Source organism: Corallococcus sp. RDP092CA, from assembly GCF_041903675.1.
Classification (GTDB): domain Bacteria; phylum Myxococcota; class Myxococcia; order Myxococcales; family Myxococcaceae; genus Corallococcus.
Genome location: NZ_JAYESI010000003.1, coordinates 162,443 through 183,166 on the forward strand (window position 1 = coordinate 162,443; position 20,724 = coordinate 183,166).

Genomic DNA, 20,724 nt, shown 5'->3' on the forward strand with positions numbered 1-20,724 from the left:
GCGACTGTCACGGTTCAGGACAGGGGCCCGCGGGCGGTGGAATCCCCAGCAAATCCGCGTGCTTGTGCCAGGGTTGTAACGATTGCTTCCACATTACAGAAGATTTTCTGGGCGCCGATGTGCCAGCCGTTTTTTCAGCGCCTTCGGTGCTGCGAGGCAATTCGCGGACTTAAGGGGTTGGCCTGACAAATGCTGAAGGGAGCGCTGCCCGGCGACCACCCCCTTTGCGCCGGGCAGGAGGCAGTCCCTTGGTTCGCACCCGTTTCGTTTCAGCCTTGCTGGCGTTCCCCCTCGTTGCTTGCGGCGTCGGAGACACGGACGCCAACACGCAGCATGAGCAGCAGAAGCCGGATGAGGTCGCGGAGGTCCAGAACGCGCTGAGCGTGATTCCGGGCGCCCAGATTGTCGGCACCAACGCGGATGGGACGCCGCACACCATCCAGGGCCGCCTGGGGCAGGCGGACCGCCCGCTGACGGGCTTCGCCGCCGCGGACGTGCACACGGCCATCGCCGGGTCGCTGCCGTCCATCGCGTCGCTGTTCCGCCTGAGCGCGTCCGACCTGGAGGTCCGCCGGATCTCCGTGGACGACCAGGGCGTCTCGCACATCCGCTACGCGCAGACGATGAACGGCCTGCCGGTGGTGGGCGAGGAGCTGGTGGTGCACGTGGACAGCTCGGGCGCCATCTTCGGCGCGAACGGCTCCGCGCGCTCCGGCGGCACCCTGTCCGCGCGTCCGCTGGTCGCCGCCGAGGCGGCCAGGACGGCGGCGCTGCGCGACACCGAGGGCACGGGCCTGGCCGCGGAGAGCGCGCGCCTGGTGTACGTGAAGGCGGAGCAGGACGGCCGTCTGCACCTGGCCTATGAGGTGAAGGTCACCGGCGAGACGGCCCAGATGCCGCTGCGCGACCGCGTCTATGTGGACGCGCTCAACGGCGCCACGCTGCTGCGCGTGCCGGAGATCCACACCGCGCTCAACCGCAAGGTCTACAGCGCGAACAACGGCACCAGCACCCCGGGCACGCTCAAGCGCAGCGAGGGCCAGGCGGCCACCGGTGACTCGCACGTCGACATGAACTACGACATGCTGGGCTACACCTACAACTGCTACAAGACGAACTTCAACCGCGACTCGCTCAACAACGCGGGCCAGACGCTCATCAGCACGGTGCACTACAGCCGCAACTACGTGAACGCCTACTGGGACGGCACCCAGATGGTGTACGGCGACGGCGACGGCGTGAACTCCATCGAGCTGGGCAAGGACGCGGACGTCACGGTCCACGAGCTGACCCACGCGGTGACGGAGAACGAGTCCAACCTCACGTACTCCGGCCAGTCCGGCGGCCTCAACGAGGCGATGTCCGACACCTTCGGCGCCATCTGCGAGAGCTGGAACTCCGGCTCGTGGAGCACCGCCGCGGACATCTGGAAGGTCGGCGAGGACGTGTGGACCCCCGGCACCGCCGGTGACGCGCTCCGGTACATGGACGACCCGGCGAAGGACGGCGTGTCGCTCGACTGGGCGCCGAACTTCACCAACCAGGACGTGCACTACAGCTCCGGCATCCCGAACCTGGCGTTCGCGCTGCTCGCCAAGGGCGGCACGCACCCGCGCGGCCGCAGCAGCGTCGTCGTGACGGGCATCGGCGTCCAGAAGGCGGGCCAGATCTGGTACTACGCCAACGCCAACCTCTACACGGCCAGCACGACGTTCGAGCAGGCCAAGACTTGGACCATCCAGGCCGCCGCGGCCCTGGGCTATGACGCCGCCACGCAGGCTTCCGTGAAGGCGGCCTGGGAGGCGGTGGGCGTGGGCGTGACGGTGCCGCCCCCGACCTGCACCCCGCTGACCAACGGCGTCGCGAAGACGGGCCTGTCCGGCGCGTCCGGTTCGGCGACCTACTACTGCATCGACCTGCCGGCCTCCAAGGCGTCCACCTACGTCCTGAGCGGCGGCTCGGGTGACGCGGACCTGTACATCAAGTTCGGCTCCGCCCCGACGACGACGTCCTACGACTGCCGTCCGTACCTGTCCGGCAACAACGAGACGTGCAGCGCGGCGGCGAAGTCCTCGGCGGGCAAGATGTACATCATGCTGCGCGGCTACTCGTCGTACAGCGGCGCGTCGCTCAAGGCCTCGTACTGAGCCCTCGCACGGGGCCGGCGTGAGCCCACGCCGGGCCTCGTGAAGGTCACCCTCCGCCTCCGGGGCTCTCGGTCCCGGGGGCGGTCGTGTTCCGGGGGCCTGGCGCCTGTCGCGCGGAAGCGAGGTAGGGTGTCGGGACCTCGCGAGCGGGAGGAGTCATGGGGCGGCGGTTGGGCCGGATGTTGCTGACGGCGGTGGTGGCCTTTGGGGCCGTGTCGTGCCACCGGGACACGCGGGCCCCGCGCACCTGCGTGGTGCTGTCGGTGGGCGGCACCAAGGGGCTCGCGCACGTGGGCGCGCTGGAGGCGCTGGAGGCGCGGGGCGTCCCCATCGACTGCGTGGTGGGCAACAGCATGGGCGCGGTGGTGGGCAGCCTCTACGCGGCCGCGCCCGGCGCCAACCTGCGCCAGCGCTACCGGGCCTTCTTCACCGCCTACGAGGACGAGACGCGCAAGGTCGCCGCGACGCGCGGCGCGGTGGGGGCCGCGGTGGGCCTGCTGGCGGTGCTGATCTCCGGAGGCACCCTGGGGCCGGCCGTGGCGGCGGGCGCGCTGGGCGCGGCGGGGGGCGCGGCCACGGTGCCCCCCTTGAGCCATGAGCGCTTCACCCAGGTGCTGGATTCCTTCTACGCGGGCGCGCGCGTGGAGGAGCTCCCCGTGCCCTTCGCCACCTTCCACCAGGAGCCCTTCGCGGGCGGCATCCGCCTGGTCACCGTGACGCGCGGCCCGCTGGCCGAGGCCGTCTCCGCCAGCGCCTCCAACCCGCTCCTGTTCAAGGACGCGACGCTGGAGCACCTCGACCCGGGCGCGGACCGCGTGTCCGCGACGCCCGTCCACGACGCGTGTCAGCTGTTCCCGGGCGCGCGGCTCATCGCCATCAACGTCACCGGAGAGCCGGCCTTCTACCGCCCGGACCTGGGCTGTGACGTGCGGGAGGTCCGCGTGGACGTGGCCATGCCCCCGGTGGAGGCCTTCACCGGCCGGGGCCCCGCCTTCGAGGCCACCTACGACGCGGGGCGCGACGCGGTGATGCGGGCGCGGCTGGACTGAAACCCCCGGCGGGGCCCTCACCCCGCGGTGAGCAGCCCCGTCACGTCCCGCCAGCCGCCCTGGCAGGGCGCGGTGTCCGTGGCCAGGTAGTGCCCCACGCGGCCGGGCGCGAGCGCGACGATGGCGGACGAGCGCGTCCCGTAGCCCTCCGTGTGGATGCACAGGGCCTGGAGCCGCTGGAGGAAGTCCGCGGGCAGGTCGTTCTCCGCGAGCGGCCCCGTCGCGGCCTCCCGGGGCGGCAGGACGTGATCCGCCAGGACCGCCTGGAGCCCCGTCACCAGCTCCGGCCAGGGGCGCTGCGCCACGGCTCCGGCCAGGGAGAGCGCCCGCCGCACCTTGGGGAACGCCAGGTTGTCCAGGGTGTCGTTGGGGAGCACGTGCACGCCGGCCGGGACGTCCTCGTGCGACAGGCGCGCGCGGTCCGGCCGCGCGTAGGCCACGCGCAGGGTGCGTGCGTCCCCATAGAGCAGGTTGAAGGGGAGGAACTCCGGGGCGGGCAGGGTGCCGAGATAGCGCTCGATGGCCTCCACCGACCCGGCTTGCAGGGCGCGCAGCACCACCTCGCCCCGGGAGCGGGGGGCCAGGCCCTGGATGCGGGCCCCGCGCTGGTTCGTCAGGGCCACGAGGACGCCCGCGTGGGTCACCCCCATCCACGTGCCCCCCCGCTCCACGTCCTGGCCGCCCACCGCGCGCGGGGACTCGGAGAGGACCTTCGGCCCGTGGGCCGGACGCGCGTAGAACTCATCCCGGTTGGCGGCCACGACCAGCGGCCATTCGGGGTGGGCGTTACGGAGGATGAGGACGGTGCACATGGCGTCCGGTCGATAACACCCCGCTTCGCGCCATGCAGCCCCGGGCCTGCATGTTGGCGATGCCCTCGTTTCCCCAAAGCGGCTATGGTCCGCCGCCCTCAGGAGAGTCCATGGCGGAGAGAACCCTCGTCACCAGCGCCCTTCCGTACGCGAACGGCGCCATCCACCTCGGCCACGCCGTCGAGTACATCCAGACGGACATCTACGTCCGCTTCCTGCGCTCGTGTGGCCAGGACGTCGTCTACTTCTGCGCGGACGACACCCACGGCACGCCCATCGAAATCAACGCCGCGAAGCAGGGCATCCCGCCCGAGCAGTTCGTCGCGCGCTTCCACGAGGAGCACCAGCGCGACTTCCAGGGCCTGGACGTCCGCTTCGACTGCTTCCACTCCACCAACTCGCCGGAGAACCGCCACTACGCGGAGCTCATCTACGGGCGCTTGAAGGACGCGGGCGACATCGACCGCCGCGACATCGAGCAGACCTACTGCGAGAAGGACAAGCGCTTCCTGCCGGACCGCTTCATCCGGGGCACCTGTCCCAACTGCAAGTCGGCGGACCAGTACGGCGACGCCTGCGAGAAGTGCGGCAAGACGTACAACCCCACGGACCTCATCGACCCGCGCTGCGCCCTGTGCGGCACGCCGCCGGTGCGCCGCAACTCCGAGCACCTGTTCTTCAAGCTGTCGCGGCACGCGGACTTCCTCCAGGAGGTGCTCAAGCGCCCCGGCTTCATCCACCCGGGCCTCGCCGCGCAGCTCCAGGGCTTCTTCGAGAAGGGCCTGTCGGACTGGGACATCAGCCGCGACGGGCCGTACTTCGGCTTCGCGATTCCGGGGGAGACGGACAAGTTCTTCTACGTCTGGCTGGACGCGCCCATCGGGTACATCGCCACGACGGAGAGGTGGGCGAAGGCGTCCGGCCGCTTCCCGGACGCGCTCGCGTACTGGGGCAAGGACGCGCCCAGCCGCATCGTCCACTTCATCGGCAAGGACATCGTCTACTTCCACGCGCTGTTCTGGCCCGCGGTGCTGAAGGTCGCGGGGCTGCACATCCCCAATGAGATCAAGGTGCACGGGCACCTGACCGTGAACGGGGAGAAGATGAGCAAGAGCCGCGGCACCATGGTGGCCGCGCGCGACTACCTGGACCTGCTGGACCCCAGCTACCTGCGCTACTTCTACGCGGCCAACCTGGGCGCGGGCGTGGAGGACCTGGACCTCAACCTCAAGGACTTCCGCCTGCGGGTGAACGGCGAGCTCGTCAACAACGTGGGCAACCTGGCCAACCGCGCGCTGTCGCTGCTGGCCGGGCCGCTGGAGAAGAGGCTCGCGCCGGGCCGCGCGGACGGGGCGGGGCGCAAGCTGGTGGAGGACGCGCTGGCGCGCGTGCCGGAGGTGCGCGAGGCGTTCGAGAAGCTGGAGTACCGCGTCGCCATCAAGGTCATCACCGAGATCGCCTCCGCCGCGAACGCGTTCCTCCAGGCGGCGGCGCCGTGGGCGCTGGTGAAGAAGGACGCGGAGGCCGCGCGGGCGGACCTGTCGGACGCGGCGGACGTGGCGTATCTCCTGGGCGCGCTGCTGGCGCCGGTGACGCCGCGCGTGTCGGAGAAGCTGTTCGCGCAGCTCGGCGCGGAGCCGCTGACGTTCCAGGCCCTGGCCGCCGCGAAGTACCCGCTGCTGGACCGGAGCCGCCCGGTGGGCACGCCGGAGCCGCTGCTCCCCCGGCTGGAGGAGGAGCGCGTCAACGCCATCATCAAGGTCCCCGAGGGGACGCCGGCCGCCGAGCCCGCGAAGGCAGGCGGCAAGGACAAGAAGACGGAGAAGAAGCCCGTGGAAGCGAAGCCTCAGGAAGCGGTGCCCACCTCGCAGGCGTCCCCGGGAGCGGGGGCGGCGGAGGGCGCGCCCGCGGCCGACATCGAGTACGCGGACTTCGCCAAGGTGGTGCTGAAGGCGGGGCGCATCGTGGCCGCGGAGAAGGTGAAGGGCGCGGACAAGCTGCTCAAGCTGGACGTGGACCTGGGGGAGGGCGCGCCGCGCACCATCGTGTCCGGCATCGCGGAGGCGTACACGCCGGAGGCGGTGGCGGGCCGGCGCGTGGTGGTGGTCGCGAACCTCAAGCCGCGCAAGCTCAAGGGCATCGAGTCGCGCGGCATGCTGTTGACGGCGGGCTCGGGCGGCAAGGACCTGTCCCTGCTGGACCCGGGCGACGTGGCGCCCGGCGCGGACGTGAAGTAGCGCGGGTGTGGGCATCCCGGGCGGCCGCTCCGCGCCCCGGGGTGCCAGCCCTGCGGTACGCCCGAGCATCCGCCGGGATGCGAGGCGCGGGGCGCTGGAGTGGTCTCAAGAGCGCGTGGCGTCAGAAGGGCCGCGCGTCAGGGCGACCGGGACTTCAAGCACGCACCGGGCGGAGGCAGGCCCGGTCGCAGAGAGGTGACGAGACGTGGCGGACTGGCGTGCCGAGCGGGACCGCGCCCTGCTGACCCTGGAGCGTGAGAAGCGTCCGGCGAGCCGGGCGGAGGCGGCGGACCTGCTGTTCCACCTGGCCTCCGAGGAGCCCTCACATGCCGAGGAGTTCACGGACGTGCTGGTGCGGCTGCTCGCGGACGCGCAGCCGGAGGTGCGCCGCTCGGGCGTGAGCCTCGCGTCCGTCATCCTGCCGCCGGAGCAGCTCCCGGACATGCTCCTGCCCCGGCTGCGCGACGAGGACACCCGCGTGCGGCTGGAGGCCACCGGACGGCTGGCGGACCTGGCGTTGCCGCACGCGCGAGGGGCGCTGGCCGGCATGCTGGAGGACCCCACGCCGGAGGTCCGCTTCGAGGCCGCGCGAGGCATCGCGGCCCTCAAGCACCCGGCGGGCCTGGACGTGCTCGTGGCCGCGCTGGACGTGGACACGCTGCGCTTCCGGGCGCTGGGCGCGCTGGCGGAGCTGGAGGACGCGCGGGCGCTGCCGGCGGTGAAGCGCCTCTTCGGCAAGTGGCTGCTGCCCGCCTTCGACAAGACGCAGGCCGCGGGCGTGCTGCTGAAGCTGGGCGACCCGGAGGGCGCGGACTGGCTGATGCAGCGCACGCGCAAGAAGTGGAGCGCGGACCGGGCGCTCGCGGTGGAGCTGTGCGGTGAGTTGAAGGTCCCGGGCGCGCTGGAGCGGCTGCGGGAGATCCTCGCGGACGTGAAGGACCCGTGCCGGGGCGCCGCCGCGCGGGGGCTGGGCCGGCTGGGGGATGCCCGGGCGCTGCCCTGGCTGCTCGCCGTGCTGGAGGACCGGAGCGCGCCGGAGGACGACCGGCTGGACGCGGCGGACGGCGTGTGGCGCCTGGGCGTGGCGGAGGGCCTGGAGCGCGTGCGCGCGGCCGTGGCCACCTTCGCCTCGGAAGAGGCACGGACGGAGCTGGAAGAGCTGTTTCAGGAGAAGCCATGAAACTGGTTGATGCGCACTGCCACCTGGAGCCGAAGGACTACGCGGACGTGGCGCCGGTGCTGGAGCGCGCCCGCGCCGCGGGGCTGGTGCACGCGGTGCTGGTGGGGCAGTTCCACGGCCCGGGGGACTGGGGCCATGCGCTGGAGGTCGCCGCCCGGCACCCGGACTTCCTGTCGCCCACGCTGGGCATCCACCCGCACGAGGCCGCCCGCGCCACGGAAGCCGACTTCGAGATGCTGGAGCGCACCTGCGCCCGCCCGGAGCTGCGCGCCGTGGGGGAGGCCGGGCTGGACTACTACTACGACCACTCGCCGCGCGAGGTGCAGGCCACCGTCTTCCGGCGGCAGTGCGCGCTCGCGAAGCGCCTGGCCAAGCCGCTGGTGGTGCACGTGCGCGACGCGCATGACGACTGCGACGCGGCCCTGGCGGCCGAGGACGTCACCCACGGCGTCATCCACTGCTTCACCGGCGACACCGCCGCGGCCCGGAAGTACCTGGACCGGGGCTTCTTCCTGTCGCTGTCCGGCGTCGTCACCTACAAGAAGACGGAGGCCCTCCAGGACGCCGTGCGCTTCGCGCCGCTGGAGCGCCTGATGGTGGAGACGGACAGCCCCTTCCTCGCGCCGGTGCCCCACCGAGGCCGCAAGAACGAGCCCGCGCACGTGCTGGAGACGGCGAAGAAGGTGGCGGAGCTGAAGGGCGTGTCGCTGGAGGAGGTGGCCCGCGTCACCACGGCGAACGCGGCCCGCCTCTTCCAGCTCAACCTGGGCTGAGCGCGCTGGCCAGGACCTCCAGCTCCTGATCCAGCTGCGGCATGTCCAGCAGCAGCGCGTCCGGGTCGTAGACGAAGTCCGCCTGCTTCAGCTTCAGCAGGGCCTGCAGCGCGGGCTCCCCCGCGTGGCCGCCGAACGCCGCGTGCACCACGCGGCCGCGCTCCAGGTGCAGCGAGCCCTCCAGCGTGTGGTGACGCAGCTGGAGCTTCCCGCTCTTCTTGCCGCCGCCCAGCGTGCGCAGCAGCTCCTTGGGAGGCAGCTCGTCGAAGCTGCCGCGCACCACCCGGCCCGGGCCGTTGTGCTGCACGCGGTCCTGGAAGAGGGACAGCACCGCGCGCGCGACCTCCGCCTTGTCGCTGGGGGAGAGCACCGCCGTCGCGCCCGCCATGAGCAGCCGCTCGCGGGCCTGGGCATCCGGCTCGCCCACCACGGCGATGGGCAGGCCCGCGCTCTCCGGCATGGAGCGCACGGCCTCCAGGAGGCCCAGCACCTCCTGCTGGCCCAGCCGCAGGCTCACCACCAGCACGTCGCAGTCCTGCCGCGCCAGGCCGTCCAGCGCGCCGTCCAGCGTGGACAGCGCGTGCGCCACCAGCTCCTGCTTGAGCACCGCCTCCAGCAGCTCGCCGCGCGTGGCCTCGTCCGGCTCCGCGATGAGGACCTGCCGGCCCTCGCTGGCCAGCCGGTGCGCCAGCAGGGCGCCGCTCTGGAGCTGCCCGACGATGTCCGCCACCACGGGGTCGTAGAGGACGCCCGCGTACTTCTGGAAGTGCTCCAGCGCCTGCGGCTTGCTGAAGACGCGGCCGAACGCGTTGCCGGGGTTCTTGGTCAGCTCCAGGAAGCTGTCCACCGCCGCCAGGATGCGCGCGCCCAGGGTGATGTCCTCGCCCTTGGCGCCCTGGGGCGTGCCGGAGCCATCCCAGGCCTCGTACAGCTGCGCGAGGATGGTGTTCACCTGCGCGGGCAGGTGCACCGTCTCGAAGAGCCTGGTGGGCGCGCGGCAGCACGCCTTCGCCTGGGCCTTCCACTCCGGGTTGGCCGCGTTGCTCGCCAGCGAGTAGTGCCGCTCCGGCGGCTTGCCCAGGTCGTGGAGGTACGCGGCGATGGACAGCGCCGCCAGCTCCTTGTGGGGCATGCCCATGCGCTGGCCGACGATGCCCGCCTGCCGCGCCAGCTGCGCGGAGTGTCCCCGGTGCCGGGGCCGGTCCTGCTCCAGCAGCCCCACCATCAGGCTCAGCGTCTCCACGTAGTCCGAGTCGCTGATGAGCCCGCGCGGGCCGCCCGGCTCGCGCCGCTGCGTGGAGACGCGCGCCACGTTGGTGCCGCTGCCGGGGCGCTGCAACCGCAGCCGCGCGTCCGTCTCCAGCCGCATGCTCAGGCTGGTGGGGCTCCGCCCGGTGGAGGTCCCTCCGCGCCCGGGCTCCGCGCCCACGTGCGTGTTCGACGGGGTGTCCGGACGGCGGGGGCCGCCGTTGGGGGAGGGGCCCTCCAGCAGCGTGGTGAACGCCGTGGGGTCGCCGTAGTAGTGCTTGCGGATGGCCGCCGCGATGGCGCTGCGCAGGCCGATGTACGCGTAGACCTCCGACATGCCGGTGACGAGGGCGATCTCGTCGAGCAGCGACTTGTTCTGCGGCTCGGCGGCCACCACCGACAGCAGCTTGCGCTCCGGATCCACGGCCAGCGGGAGCACGTTCTGCGCCTCCGCCAGCCGCACCGGCAGCTTGTCCAACACCTTCGTGTCGATGCGCGCCTTGGCCAGCTTGTCCGCGGTGACGAAGCGGGTCTGGAACTCGTTGGCCAGGAGCCGCAGCAGCGCGGCCTCCTGGAGCAGGCCCAGCTCCACCAGGCAGTCCCCCAGCTTGTGGCCGGTGATCTTCTGGTGCTCCAGCCCCTGCTCCACGGCCCCGGGTGCCACGAGGCCGGCCTCAATCAACCGCTCTCCCAGCCGCTTCGCCATGGACTTCAGCCCTCCGAGGAGCCACCGCCCTCACCACCGCCCTCACCACCGCCCTCACCACCGGCCTTCGCGGCCGGCGCCGCCAGCGCGCTGAACGGCTTGAAGGTCAGCTCGCCGGGCAGGCTCTTGGGGTCGCGGGGCGGGCGGTCCTCGCGCGGAGGCCGGGGCGGGCGGTCCTCGCGGTGGCGGTCCTCGCGAGGCGGCCGCTCGGCGCGGGGCGGCCGCGGCGGACGCGCCTCCTGGGACGGGGTCGCGGGGGCGGCGGTGCCCTCGCCCGCGGGGGCGGACGGGCCCTTGTCGGCGCGCGCCTTGCGCTTCTCCTCGCGGTGCTTGCGCCGGCCGCCCTCCACCGGGGCGCGGCCGCGGCCGGTGGGCACGAAGCCCTTCCAGAGCGACCGGTCATACGCGCGCAGGTGGTCCGTCCAGCGCTCGTTCGGATCGCGCTGCATGGCCTCCACCCACCCGGCGATGCGCGCGTCGAGCGAGCTGAGCGTGTCGATGATCTGCGCCTCCAGCGTCACCGGCGCCTTCGCGCCGGGGGCGCCGGCCGGGCCCTGCTGGGAGATCGCCAGGTGCGTCAGGTGCTGCTCCAGGAGCGGCGGGAAGCCCGGGATGCCCAGGGCCTTCTCGCGGATCTTCTGCGCGGCCAGCACCGCGTGGCCCACCAGCCGGCCCTCGTCGGACGTGTCGAAGCCCTTGTCGGACGCCGCGTCGCCGGCCTTCATCACGTCGTGCAGGAACGCGCCCGCCAGCAGCAGGTCGCGGTCCGCCATGGGGTAGTGGTCCGCCACGCGCAGCGTCAGGCGCATCACGGACAGGATGTGCTCGGCCAGTCCGCCGCGCCACGCGTGGTGCACGCCCTTGGCCGCCGGGGCCACCGGCAGCGCCGCGGCCACCTGCGCGTCATCTAGGAGGGCCAGCAGCAGCTGCTTCACGTACGGGTCGTTGACGCGCTCGGTGACGAGCTCGCGGATCTGCCCCACCGCGCGCGGGCCACCGCCGCCGCCCTCGTGGCGCTCGGCCTTCGCTTCGCCGGTCTTCGCTTCGCCGGGCTTCGCGTCGCTGGTCTTGGCCTCGGGCTTCGCGTCGCCGGCCTTGGCCTCGCCGGCCTTGGCCTCGGGCTTCGACTCGGCGGGCGGGGCGGGGGGCGGCTCGAACTCCTTGGGGTCGAGCGGCTCCGGATCCAACCGCTCCACGCCCTCCACGACGACCTGGGTGCGGCCGTGGAAGACGATGACGCTGCCCTGCACGAGGACGTAGTCACCGCTCTGGAAGGCGGGCTCGAGCGCGTCCACCTTGTCGAACACACGCGCGTCCACCGTGCCGCTCTTGTCGGCCAGGGACAGCGACAGGAACACCTTACCGCTGCGCGCGGTCACCTTCTCCTTCTTGGTGACGCGGAAGACGGTGTTGACCCGGTCCTTCTCGCGCAGGTCCGCCGCGTACACCTTGCGGACGGTCTCGACGGAAGCCTCCGGGGTGGAAGAGGTCGCGGCCTGGGACTCGTTTTCGGTTGTCATCGCGGCGCGGACACTAACACCGAGGCGGCCCGTCGAGGGCGAAACAACACCGGCGGCCGCTTCAGCTCACCTCGAGCGCCACCGCCTCCAGGTACTCGGCCCCCGGGGAGCCGACCGGCGCCGGGTGGTCCGGCGGCAGTCCCATCCGTACCAGCCGGAAGGCGATGCGCGCCTCCTGCTCGCACGCCGTGGCCACGCACTCCGTGAATGAGCCCAGCGCCAATGGTGGGTGGTAACCGACCACGAGCAGCCGTCCGCCATGGCGGGTGCGCCGCAGGGCCAGCCGCACCTGGTCGATGAAGGCCTCCTCGGACATCCCCCCCAGCGTGTCCAGCAGCACCAGGTCGAAGGTCTCCTTGAGGGCCCGGAGCACCGCCAGCGGCTCGCCCTGTTCCACCGTCACCCGGCCGAGCAGCCCGTTGGCCTCCGCGTTCTCCCGCGCCAGGTCCGCCGCGTCCGCGTTGCCGTCGAAGGCCAGGATCTGCTTCGCGCCGTGGCGCCCGGCGTGGACGAAGAGGCCGCCCACGTTGCACGCCACGTCCAGCACCCGGTCCCCGTTGCCGGTGCGCGCCAGGAAGCGGCGCAGCTCGCGGTGGTCGTACCCGTAGCCCGTGCCCCGGCCGTAGGTGAGGTCCACGGTGAAGCGCGCGCCCATCTCCAGCAGGCGGCACCAGCGCGGCGGCGTGCCGTACATCACGTGCGGGCGCTGCGCGGGCAGGCCCAGCGCCTGGCGCCGGGACGTGTCGTTGCGGAGCAGCACGGAGGCCGCCCCCGTCACCTCGCCCAGCGTGCGGGTGATCTCCTCCTGCCGCGCGTCCATGGAGCGGGTGAGCGTCTGGACGACGAAGTGCTGATCATACCGATCCACGATGAGGCCCGGCAGGCCGTCCCCGTCGTCGTTGACGATGCGGCAGAAGCGCGGGTCGTCCACCAGCCGGGCGCGCCGCTCGAAGGCGTGGCGCACGTGGCGGGGGATGAGCCCCTCCACGGACTCGTCCGGCATGCCCAGGCGGCGCACGGCGTAGGAGGCCTCGAGGTCCACGTCCCCCAGCCCCAGGACATGCCCGTCCTCGTCCTTCAGCTGCATGGGGGTGCCGGGCTGCGGCTCGCCCTCCATGGAGACGATGTCCTCGCGGCGCAGCCAGGGGGCGCCATGGCGAAGCTTGCGGGCGGCCTCTCGGGACAGGTAGGTGCTGAGCAAGGTGCGGTCCTCCTCCAGCGCGATGGGGGCACCTTCGCGGGGTGCCTCCCACCAAACATGGGCCGTGTGGGGCCTGCTGGCGGCGAGGGCCGTGCCGCTGCCCCGGAGGGCAGGGGAGGAGGCGGCCTCAGAGGACGGGCGGCGGCCGCTTGTATGCCTTGAAGGTCACCCGGGTGAGCATGCCGCTGACCACCAGGGCGAGCGCGATGCCCAACATCCGGATGTTCCAGCTCGTGCCGGTGAAGAGCAGCACCAGCGCGAGCACGCCCACCGCCACCGCGCCCGCCACCGTGAGCGTCTGGGCGCGCCTGGCGGTGTCCGTCGCCTGGGGCCTCGCCCGGGCGAGCGCCGGCAGCGAGGACGCCTTGCGCCACAGCTCCGCGCCCTCCTCGCGCACCTCGTCGTCCGGCTCCACCAGCCCCTGCACGTAGGCCCGCTCGATGTCGCCCAGCGAGGGGAACATCAGCTCACCATCCGGAGTGCGCACGCGGTACGCCATGGGTCTTCCTCCCTCCCGGCCCACCCTGCCCGGTGGGGGCGGGGACCTCAAGCCAGCTCGGTGGCAATCTGCTCAGCGGCGCGCAGTCCATCAATGGCGGAGGACACGATCCCGCCCGCGTAGCCGCAGCCCTCGCCGACCGGGTAGAGGCCGCGCATGGACACGGACTGGAGGTCGTCACCCCGGGTGATGCGCACCGGCGAGGACGTCCGGCTCTCGATGCCGATGAGCTTCCCCTCGTCGCTGATGAAGCCCTTCATCTTCCGGTCGAAGGTGCGCAGCGCGGCCTTGATGGACTGGGTCAGCCGCGCCGGGAAGAGCCTGTTCAGATCCACGTGCGCCAGGCCCGGGCGGTAGCTGGTGTCGCCCGGGTCCTTCTTCACGCGGCCGGCCAGGTAGTCCGGGATGGTCTGCGCGGGCGCGAAGAAGCGGCCTCCGCCCAGCTTGTAGGCCTCCGACTCCCAGTGCCGCTGGAACTCCAGGCCCGCGAGCGGCCCATGGAAGCCCTCGCGCGCGAAGTCCTCCACGGACACCGACACGACGATGCCCGCGTTGGCGAACCTCGCGTTGCGCCGCGAGTTGCTCATGCCGTTGGTGCACTGGAGCCCCTCCTCCGTGGGCGTGGGCACCACGATGCCGCCGGGGCACATGCAGAACGAGTAGACGCCGCGCACCTCGCCGTCCACGTCCAGGTTCTCCGCCAGCTTGTAGTCCGCGGGCGGCAGCTTGGAGTGCTTCGCGGCGGAGCCGTACTGGATGCTGTTGATGAGCGTCTGCGGGTGCTCCGCGCGGAAGCCCAGCGCGAAGGGCTTGGCCTCCACGCTCACGCGGCCGTCGGCGGCGAAGCGCTCGTACAGCTCGCGCGCGGAGTTGCCCGGCGCCAGGATGACGCGGTCGCTCTCCAGCGTGCGCCCGTCCGCCATCTTCACGCCCGCCACGCGGCCGTCGCGGTAGAGCAGGTCGTCCACGCGCTGCTCGAAGTGCACCTGGCAGCCGCCCGCGATGAGCTCCTCGCGCAGCCGGGCCACCGCGCCCGGGAGCAGGTCGGACCCGATGTGCGGCTTGCCCTCGATGAGGATGTGATCCGGCGCGCCGTACCTCGCGAAGGCCTCGATCACCTTGCGCACCATGGGGTGGTTGATGCGCGTGGACAGCTTGCCGTCCGTGTACGCGCCCGCGCCGCCCTCGCCGAAGTTCATGTTGCTCTCGCGGTCGAGCGTCCCGTCGCGCATGAGCTTCGCCACGTCCTTGCGGCGGGTGACGACCTCCTTGCCGCGCTCCAGCAGGATGCTGCGCACGCCGCGCTCCAGCAGGCCCAGCGCGCAGAACAGCCCCGCGGGCCCGGTGCCGATGATGAGCGGCAGCTTCTCCGGCTCCTTCACGCGCGCCGGCGCTTCCGGCGGGGGCGGGGCCTCGCCCACGTCCGGCGGCAGCCGCGGCGCCTTGCGGCCCGGGGCCAGCTCCACCTCCAGCGTGTAGATGTAGCGCGGGCTGCCCTTCTTGCGCGCATCCAGCACCGAGCGCACGACCCGCACGGAGGCGAGGTCGCTCCGGGTGACCCCCAGCTTCTCCGCCGCGCGCTGGCCGAGCAGCTCCTCCGGCTCGTCCAGCCACAGCCCGATGTTGTTCACCCGGTACGCCATTGTGTTCTGACTCCTCGGTGGGGGGCGCGTATGTGCTCCACCCCCCGGAGGGAATGCAAGCACTTGAAAAGACGAGCGGGCCTGTCAGCGGGGCGCCGGGGTGGTGCGTACCCGGTGATGCACCCTGCGCGGCGTTTCAGGCGGAGCGGACGCCCGGGTGCGTAACCCCCTTCGCACCATCCACGTTCCGTGCCGCCCCTCTCCGGCCTCCAACCCCTGAGGACTGCTGGGGAATCCGTTCGGAAGAGAACGGCTGGCACGGAGGTTGAACACCGGACTCCCACGCAGACGCGGCGGCCGGCCATGCGGCGCCGATTCCGGAGGCAATTCCTGTGAGCACCGACCAGAAGGGCACCCGCATCCTCGCGCGCACGTTCTTCAACCAGCTGCGCGCAAGCGGTTACACGCCGCACCAGGTCATCGGCATCGCCACGGAGCTGCTGGAGCTGGTGACGACCGACCTGAAGGAGGGAGACAAGGCCGTCGCCGCAGCCCAGGCGACGTCGCCCTCCGACGCCGGGGCGGGCTTTCAGCAGCGCGCGTAGCGCGTTAGGATCCACCACATCGACCCTCCGCGGGTGAGCGGGCTCCGGACCGGTTCCGGGGCCCCCTCCCGCGAGGTGATGGGAGCAGACCGCGCCGACTGCCAGGGGGTGATGGCGGCCATCGTGCCAGCGGGCTCCCGGCCCCGACGAGCTCCGTTCCCGCCGCGCGCTTCGAACGTCGAGCCGAATCCGCAGCACGCCGTCGCTCTCCGAAAAGCGCGCTCGTCGTCACGGTGAGCCCCCAAAGAGGGGTGGCCCGACCCAGGAACAAGTGAGAGCGAGAGCCGGCCGTTCCTCGATGCAGCGGACATGGCCGAGGCGCTGACGCCCGATGCCCGGACGCGCGAGAAGCTCGGCGTCGCCTGAGACTGGCGGCCGCCGGCCGTTGTGCCCGCGACGCACCGTGTCGTCCTCGGGCCTTCAAGGCTGGGGGTGGCGGCGGCGCTCGCGGGCGGCGGCCGCGGCGATGACGAGCAGCGCGGCGGTGAGGGCGGTGAAGACGAGGCTCGCGGACGCGGGCGCCGTCAGCGCGAGCAGGCCCATGGCCAGGAGGAACGCGAGCACGTCCACGGCGAGGGGGCGCGGCTGGGGCAGCACGAGCACCGTGGCGCAGCCGGCCAGCGGGATGCCCAGCGCGACCTGCCGGAGGATGGCGTCGGTGCTGGTGCGCACCGTCTCCCAGTAGTTGATCAGGATGGCGGCGAAGATGACCACCGTGCCGCCCGCGAGCACGAGCACGCCGGCGGCCGCCGCGTCCTTGGTGAGGCGGGCCTTCTCGTCGAACTGCTGCACGGCCAGATCCACCAGCTGCTCCAGCGCGCTGTTGAGGATCTCCGCGAAGAAGATGAGCAGCACGCAGAAGATGAGCGTGACCTTCTCCGCGAGCCCCAGCGGGATGCCGCTGCCCACCAGCCCCACCAGCACGCCGGAGATGAGGTGGATGCGCATGTTGCGCTGCCAGGCCACGGTGTGGATGAGCCCTGCCCACGCATGACCGAACGACGCGAACAGCCCGTTGCTGCGGCGGGAGGGGAACTGGGGGCGGGAGGGTGCAGGAACGGTCATCGGAGGGTGAAGAGGTGGGCAGGCTAGCACCCACGGGTTCGATTGAAGCGGGGGAGTGAAGGGGTAAGGTCGGCGGCGTGATGCGAACGCTCCCCCCGTCCTGGTCGCGCACGCTGGCGCTGACCCTGCTGTGCACCTCCGTCCTCGCGCACGCGCAGGAGGCCCCCCAGCCCTTCGAGGGCGACGACCTGGGGCTGGAGCCGCCAGGTGTTCAATACCTGCCAGCTCCGGCGCCCCGGGCCCACGAGCAGCGCCGCCTGTCGTCGGACGCACCGGCCGTGGTGCGCCGCGAGGCGCGCGACGCGAAGTCCAACCTGAAGACCGCGGGGGTGCCGCAGACGCGGCGGGGCGAGGGCGCGCTGTCCGGCAAGGTCATCTACCTGAGCCCGAGCCACGGCTTCTATCGCGACAACGCGCTGAAGCGCTGGGCGACGCAGCGGCCCAACAGCTGGGGCGTGGTGGAGGACCTCATCTCCGCGGAGGTGGTGTCGCAGGAACTCCAGCCCATGCTGATGGCCGCGGGCGCCACGGTGGTGTCCGTGCGTGAGTCGGACCTGAACCCGCTGCTCGCCATCGTGGACGACGGCGGCACGGGCTACGCGGAAGAGGGGGACGCAGGCCGCTTCCACGCCTCCGAGCAGAACGGCTGGGCCCCGCCGCCCGTGCCCATGGCCAACGACGTGGAGCCCTTCACGCTGGGCACCACGCGCACGCTGGACACGGCGGCCACCTCCACCGCGCGGGCGACGTGGACGCCGGACGTGCCGGCGGACGCGGCCTACAACGTCTACGTCTCCTATGGCTCCGACCCCACGCGCGCGACGGACGCGCACTACGTGGTGAAGCACGCGGGCGGGGAGAGCCACTTCCGTGTGAACCAGCAGCGCCACGGCGGGACGTGGGTGCTGCTGGGGCGCTTCTACTTCAAGGCGGGGCAGCGCCCGGACTCGGGCGCGGTGGTGCTGGAGAACGACTCGGCGCAGGGGGCGGGCGCGACGCTGTCCGTGGACGCGGTGCGGCTGGGCGGTGGTCGGGGCCTGCTGGGCGACGCGGCGCAGGGGCCGCTGCTGCGTCCGCGCTTCGAGGAGAGCGCGCGCTACCACGTGCAGTACAGCGGGGCGCCCTTCACCGTGTACGCGCCGACAGGGGCGAACGCGCTGTCCAACGAGCGCAACGCGGACGTGACGGCCCGGCCGCGCTTCGCCGCGTGGCTCCACGAGGAGGGCGAGGACGCCGTCTACGTCGCGTGGCACACCAACGCGGGCTCGACCGGCACGGTGCGGGGAACGGAGGCCTACGTCTACGGGCCCAACCCCGTGGACGGCACGCTCAACTTCACGGGCGTGAAGGACAGCGACGTGCTGGCGCGCGCGCTCATGGCGCAGATTGAAGTGGACCTGAAGCGCGAGGTGGATCCGAACTGGCGGGTGCGCAGCCTGCGCTCGGCGAACCTGGGCGAGGTGAACCCCACGCACAACCCGGAGATGCCCAGCGTGCTGCTGGAGATGGCGTACCACGACAACACGACGGACGCGGGGTTCCTCAAGGAGGCCCGCGTCCGCCACGTGGCCGCGCGCGCCATCGTGCAGGGGTTGATCAAGTACTTCGCGGCCCGCGACGGCACGGCGGCGCACCTGCCGCCGGAGGCGCCCGGCGCGGTGGTGGCGCGCAACGCGACGCCCGGCGCGGTGGAGGTGAAGTGGACGGCGCCTCCGCAGGTCGCCTCGGAAGAAGGGCGCGACGCTCCCGCAGGCTACCGGCTGTACCAGAGCGCGGACGGCTTCGGCTGGGACGAGGGCTCGGATGTCCAGGGCACGACGGCCACCGTCACGCTGGCGCCGGGCACGGTGCGCTACTTCCGCGTGGCGGCGGTGAACGCGGGCGGCGAGTCCTTCCCGTCCGCCACCGTGGGCGTGCGGGTGGGGGACGCGGCGCCGGTGCTGCTGGTCAACGCGTACGAGCGGCTGGACGCGACGGTGACGTGCGGCGAGGAGCTGGAGACGCCGTACGATCTGGAGGCCCCGCTGCGCGTCTACCTGGAGGCGATGAACGACGGCAGCTACCTGCGCCAGCACGGCGCGGCGTTCGCGCAGGCGGCGGTGGCGTTCGACAGCGCGACGGGCGACGCGGTGGCGGCGGGGCTGGTGTCGCCCACGGGCTACCGGCTGGTGGACTGGTCCACCGGGCGCGGAGGCGTGGCGGGCGCGGGCCCCACGCGCGCGGAGCAGGACGCGCTGCGCGCGTTCGTCTCCGGGGGCGGGCACCTGCTGCTGTCGGGCGGACGCACGGTGTCCACGCTCGCGGCGGGCAGCGCGGACGACAAGCTGTTCCTCTCGGACATCCTGCGCGCGTCCATCGCTGCGGGGGCTCCGGCGGCCCGGGTGGAGGGCTCGGCGGGTGGCATCCTCGCGGACCTGCCGGCCACGCCGCTGGCGGATGGGACGACGCCGGGCGCCTACCCGGTGGGGGTGACGGACGTCCTGGCGCCCACGGGCGGCGGCGCGGACGTGCTGCGCTACACCGGCACGTCGCTCGGCGCGGCGGTCGCCTCGGCGGGGGCGGCGCCCGCGGGGCAGGTGCTGGTGCTGGGCTTCCCGTTCGAGGGCCTTGCGTCCAACCGCGAACGGTCGCGGCTGGTGGGCGCGTTCCTGGTGCGCTCGGGAATCCTGGCCCAGGCGCCCGCGCTGCCCGTGGCGGACGTGCCGCCCGCGGTCAGCCCCTGGCCGCTGTCGTCCTGCGTGGCGGTGCGCGAGGTGGATCCGCATCCGCCGGTGAAGCCGCCGCCGGTGGACCCGCCGCCGGAGCCGACGGTCGTCCCGGCGCTCCCGAGCGACTATTCCCCCAAGGGGGACAGCGGCTGCGGCTGCGGGGCCGGGGCGGGAACGGCCTCCGGGCTCTGGCTGTTGGTCGGGGTGATTGTTCAGCTCCGGCGTGCGCGAGTGAAAGCAGCCCACGCGAAGCGTTGACTCGGCGGGGGCGCCTGCCTACGGTCGCCCGCCTTCTTTTTACGTTACGAGATTCACGACGGTGGGCCGCGAAGGCCCACGCCTTCAAGGAGACGGAGAACACCATGGCCATCAAGCTCGCCATCAACGGCTTCGGTCGCATCGGTCGCTGCATCCTTCGCGCCGCGCTCAGCCGCAAGGAAGACCTCGAGATCGTCGCCATCAACGACCTCGACAAGCCGTCGGCGCTGGCCCACCTGTTCAAGTACGACTCCGTGCACCGCACGTGGCCGGGCGAGGTGAGCCACACGGACAAGGGCATCGTGGTGAACGGCAAGGAGATCGCCGTCACCGCGGAGAAGGACCCCTCGGTGCTGCCGTGGAAGAGCATGAACGTGGACGTCGTGCTGGAGTGCACCGGCCGCTTCACCGCCCGGGACGCCGCCGCCAAGCACCTGGCCGCGGGCGCCAAGAAGGTCATCATCTCCGCGCCGGCCAAGGGCCCGGACATGACCATCGCGTACGGCATCAACCAGAACGAGTACGACCCGGCCAGGCACCACATCATCTCCAACGCCTCGTGCACCACCAACTGCCTGGCGCCCATCGCCAAGGTGCTGGTGGACAACTTCGGCGTCGAGAAGGGCCTGATGACGACGGTGCACAGCTACACCAACGACCAGCGCATCCTGGACCTCACCCACGAGGACATGCGCCGCGCCCGCGCCGCCGCGCTCTCCATGATCCCCACCAGCACCGGCGCCGCGAAGGCCATCGGTGAGGTGATCCCGTCGCTCAAGGGCAAGATGCACGGCATCTCCGTCCGCGTCCCCACCCCGAACGTGTCCCTGGTGGACCTGACGGTGAACACCACCAAGAAGGTCACCCCCGAGGAGGTCATCAAGGCGATGCGGGACGCCGCCAACGGCCCGCTCAAGGGCGTGCTGGAGTTCAGCGACGCGCAGACGGTGTCCGTGGACTACAACGGCAACCCGCACTCGGCCATCTTCGACGCCACCAACTGCTTCGTGATGGGCGACAACCTGCTCAAGGTCATGGCCTGGTACGACAACGAGTGGGGCTTCTCCAACCGCATGGTCGACACGGCGAAGTTCCTCGTGTCCAAGGGCGTGGCGTAAGCCGCGCCGCACCGG

15 protein-coding genes are annotated in these 20,724 nt (G+C 72.2%); 8 read left to right on the forward strand and 7 right to left on the reverse strand.

Features of this window, described 5'->3' with window-relative positions:
• Positions 1-248: 248 nt before the first annotated feature.
• Both U8525_RS05020 and U8525_RS05025 read left to right on the forward strand, forming a co-directional pair.
• Positions 249-2,147: a M4 family metallopeptidase gene (locus U8525_RS05020; RefSeq protein ID WP_374261772.1), complete on the forward strand. Its 1,899-nt coding sequence runs from the start codon at positions 249-251 to the stop codon at positions 2,145-2,147.
• A gap of 158 nt (positions 2,148-2,305) precedes the next feature.
• Positions 2,306-3,196 (forward strand): patatin-like phospholipase family protein, encoded by an 891-nt coding sequence (locus U8525_RS05025; protein ID WP_374261774.1) that lies wholly within the window; start codon positions 2,306-2,308, stop codon positions 3,194-3,196.
• A 17-nt stretch (positions 3,197-3,213) separates the two neighbouring features.
• Here U8525_RS05025 and U8525_RS05030 read toward each other — a convergent pair whose 3' ends face one another.
• On the reverse strand, positions 3,214-4,008 hold the full coding sequence (locus U8525_RS05030; RefSeq protein WP_374261775.1) for an NRDE family protein: 795 nt from the start codon (positions 4,006-4,008) through the stop codon (positions 3,214-3,216).
• Positions 4,009-4,118: 110 nt separating this feature from the next.
• On the opposite strand from U8525_RS05030, the gene metG reads away from it, so the two are divergent.
• The 3 genes from metG (at position 4,119) to U8525_RS05045 (ending at position 8,198) form a co-directional block, all read left to right on the forward strand.
• Positions 4,119-6,245: a methionine--tRNA ligase gene (gene metG, locus U8525_RS05035; protein ID WP_374261778.1), complete on the forward strand. Its 2,127-nt coding sequence runs from the start codon at positions 4,119-4,121 to the stop codon at positions 6,243-6,245.
• Between the two features lie 205 nt (positions 6,246-6,450).
• Positions 6,451-7,425, forward strand: coding sequence for a HEAT repeat domain-containing protein (locus U8525_RS05040; protein ID WP_374261780.1), 975 nt, complete (start codon positions 6,451-6,453; stop codon positions 7,423-7,425).
• Entirely contained in the window at positions 7,422-8,198 is a 777-nt protein-coding gene (locus U8525_RS05045) for a TatD family hydrolase (RefSeq protein WP_374261782.1), read from the forward strand. Before U8525_RS05040 ends, U8525_RS05045 begins: the two co-directional genes overlap by 4 nt.
• Here the strand turns inward: U8525_RS05045 and U8525_RS05050 are convergent.
• The 5 genes from U8525_RS05050 to U8525_RS05070 all read right to left on the reverse strand — a co-directional run bounded on the left by U8525_RS05050 (position 8,185) and on the right by U8525_RS05070 (position 15,015).
• Positions 8,185-10,152 (reverse strand): HD domain-containing phosphohydrolase, encoded by a 1,968-nt coding sequence (locus tag U8525_RS05050; RefSeq protein WP_374261784.1) that lies wholly within the window; start codon positions 10,150-10,152, stop codon positions 8,185-8,187. The genes U8525_RS05045 and U8525_RS05050 overlap by 14 nt on opposite strands.
• A gap of 5 nt (positions 10,153-10,157) precedes the next feature.
• The gene (locus U8525_RS05055; protein ID WP_374261786.1) at positions 10,158-11,672 is read right to left on the reverse strand and encodes an HD domain-containing protein; all 1,515 of its coding nucleotides are present in this window, start codon (positions 11,670-11,672) and stop codon (positions 10,158-10,160) included.
• A gap of 61 nt (positions 11,673-11,733) precedes the next feature.
• Positions 11,734-12,873 carry a class I SAM-dependent rRNA methyltransferase gene (locus tag U8525_RS05060; RefSeq protein WP_374261788.1) on the reverse strand — a complete coding sequence of 380 codons (1,140 nt, stop codon included), beginning with the start codon at positions 12,871-12,873 and terminating at the stop codon, positions 11,734-11,736.
• Positions 12,874-13,000: 127 nt separating this feature from the next.
• The gene (locus U8525_RS05065) at positions 13,001-13,372 is read right to left on the reverse strand and encodes a hypothetical protein (protein WP_374261790.1); all 372 of its coding nucleotides are present in this window, start codon (positions 13,370-13,372) and stop codon (positions 13,001-13,003) included.
• Between the two features lie 47 nt (positions 13,373-13,419).
• On the reverse strand, positions 13,420-15,015 hold the full coding sequence (locus tag U8525_RS05070; RefSeq protein ID WP_374261792.1) for an NAD(P)/FAD-dependent oxidoreductase: 1,596 nt from the start codon (positions 15,013-15,015) through the stop codon (positions 13,420-13,422).
• Positions 15,016-15,347: 332 nt separating this feature from the next.
• Here U8525_RS05070 and U8525_RS05075 point away from each other — a divergent pair, with 332 nt between their 5' ends.
• Positions 15,348-15,560, forward strand: coding sequence for a hypothetical protein (locus U8525_RS05075; protein ID WP_374261794.1), 213 nt, complete (start codon positions 15,348-15,350; stop codon positions 15,558-15,560).
• A gap of 420 nt (positions 15,561-15,980) precedes the next feature.
• On the opposite strand, the gene U8525_RS05080 is transcribed toward U8525_RS05075, so the two are convergent.
• A complete protein-coding gene (locus U8525_RS05080; RefSeq protein WP_374261796.1) occupies positions 15,981-16,625 on the reverse strand; it encodes a diacylglycerol kinase family protein in 645 nt (214 codons plus the stop codon).
• Positions 16,626-16,705: 80 nt separating this feature from the next.
• Between U8525_RS05080 and U8525_RS05085 the strand changes: the two genes are divergently transcribed.
• Positions 16,706-19,591, forward strand: coding sequence for an N-acetylmuramoyl-L-alanine amidase (locus U8525_RS05085; protein WP_374261798.1), 2,886 nt, complete (start codon positions 16,706-16,708; stop codon positions 19,589-19,591).
• A gap of 104 nt (positions 19,592-19,695) precedes the next feature.
• Positions 19,696-20,709 carry a type I glyceraldehyde-3-phosphate dehydrogenase gene (gap, locus tag U8525_RS05090; protein ID WP_374261800.1) on the forward strand — a complete coding sequence of 338 codons (1,014 nt, stop codon included), beginning with the start codon at positions 19,696-19,698 and terminating at the stop codon, positions 20,707-20,709.
• Positions 20,710-20,724 lie beyond the last annotated feature (15 nt).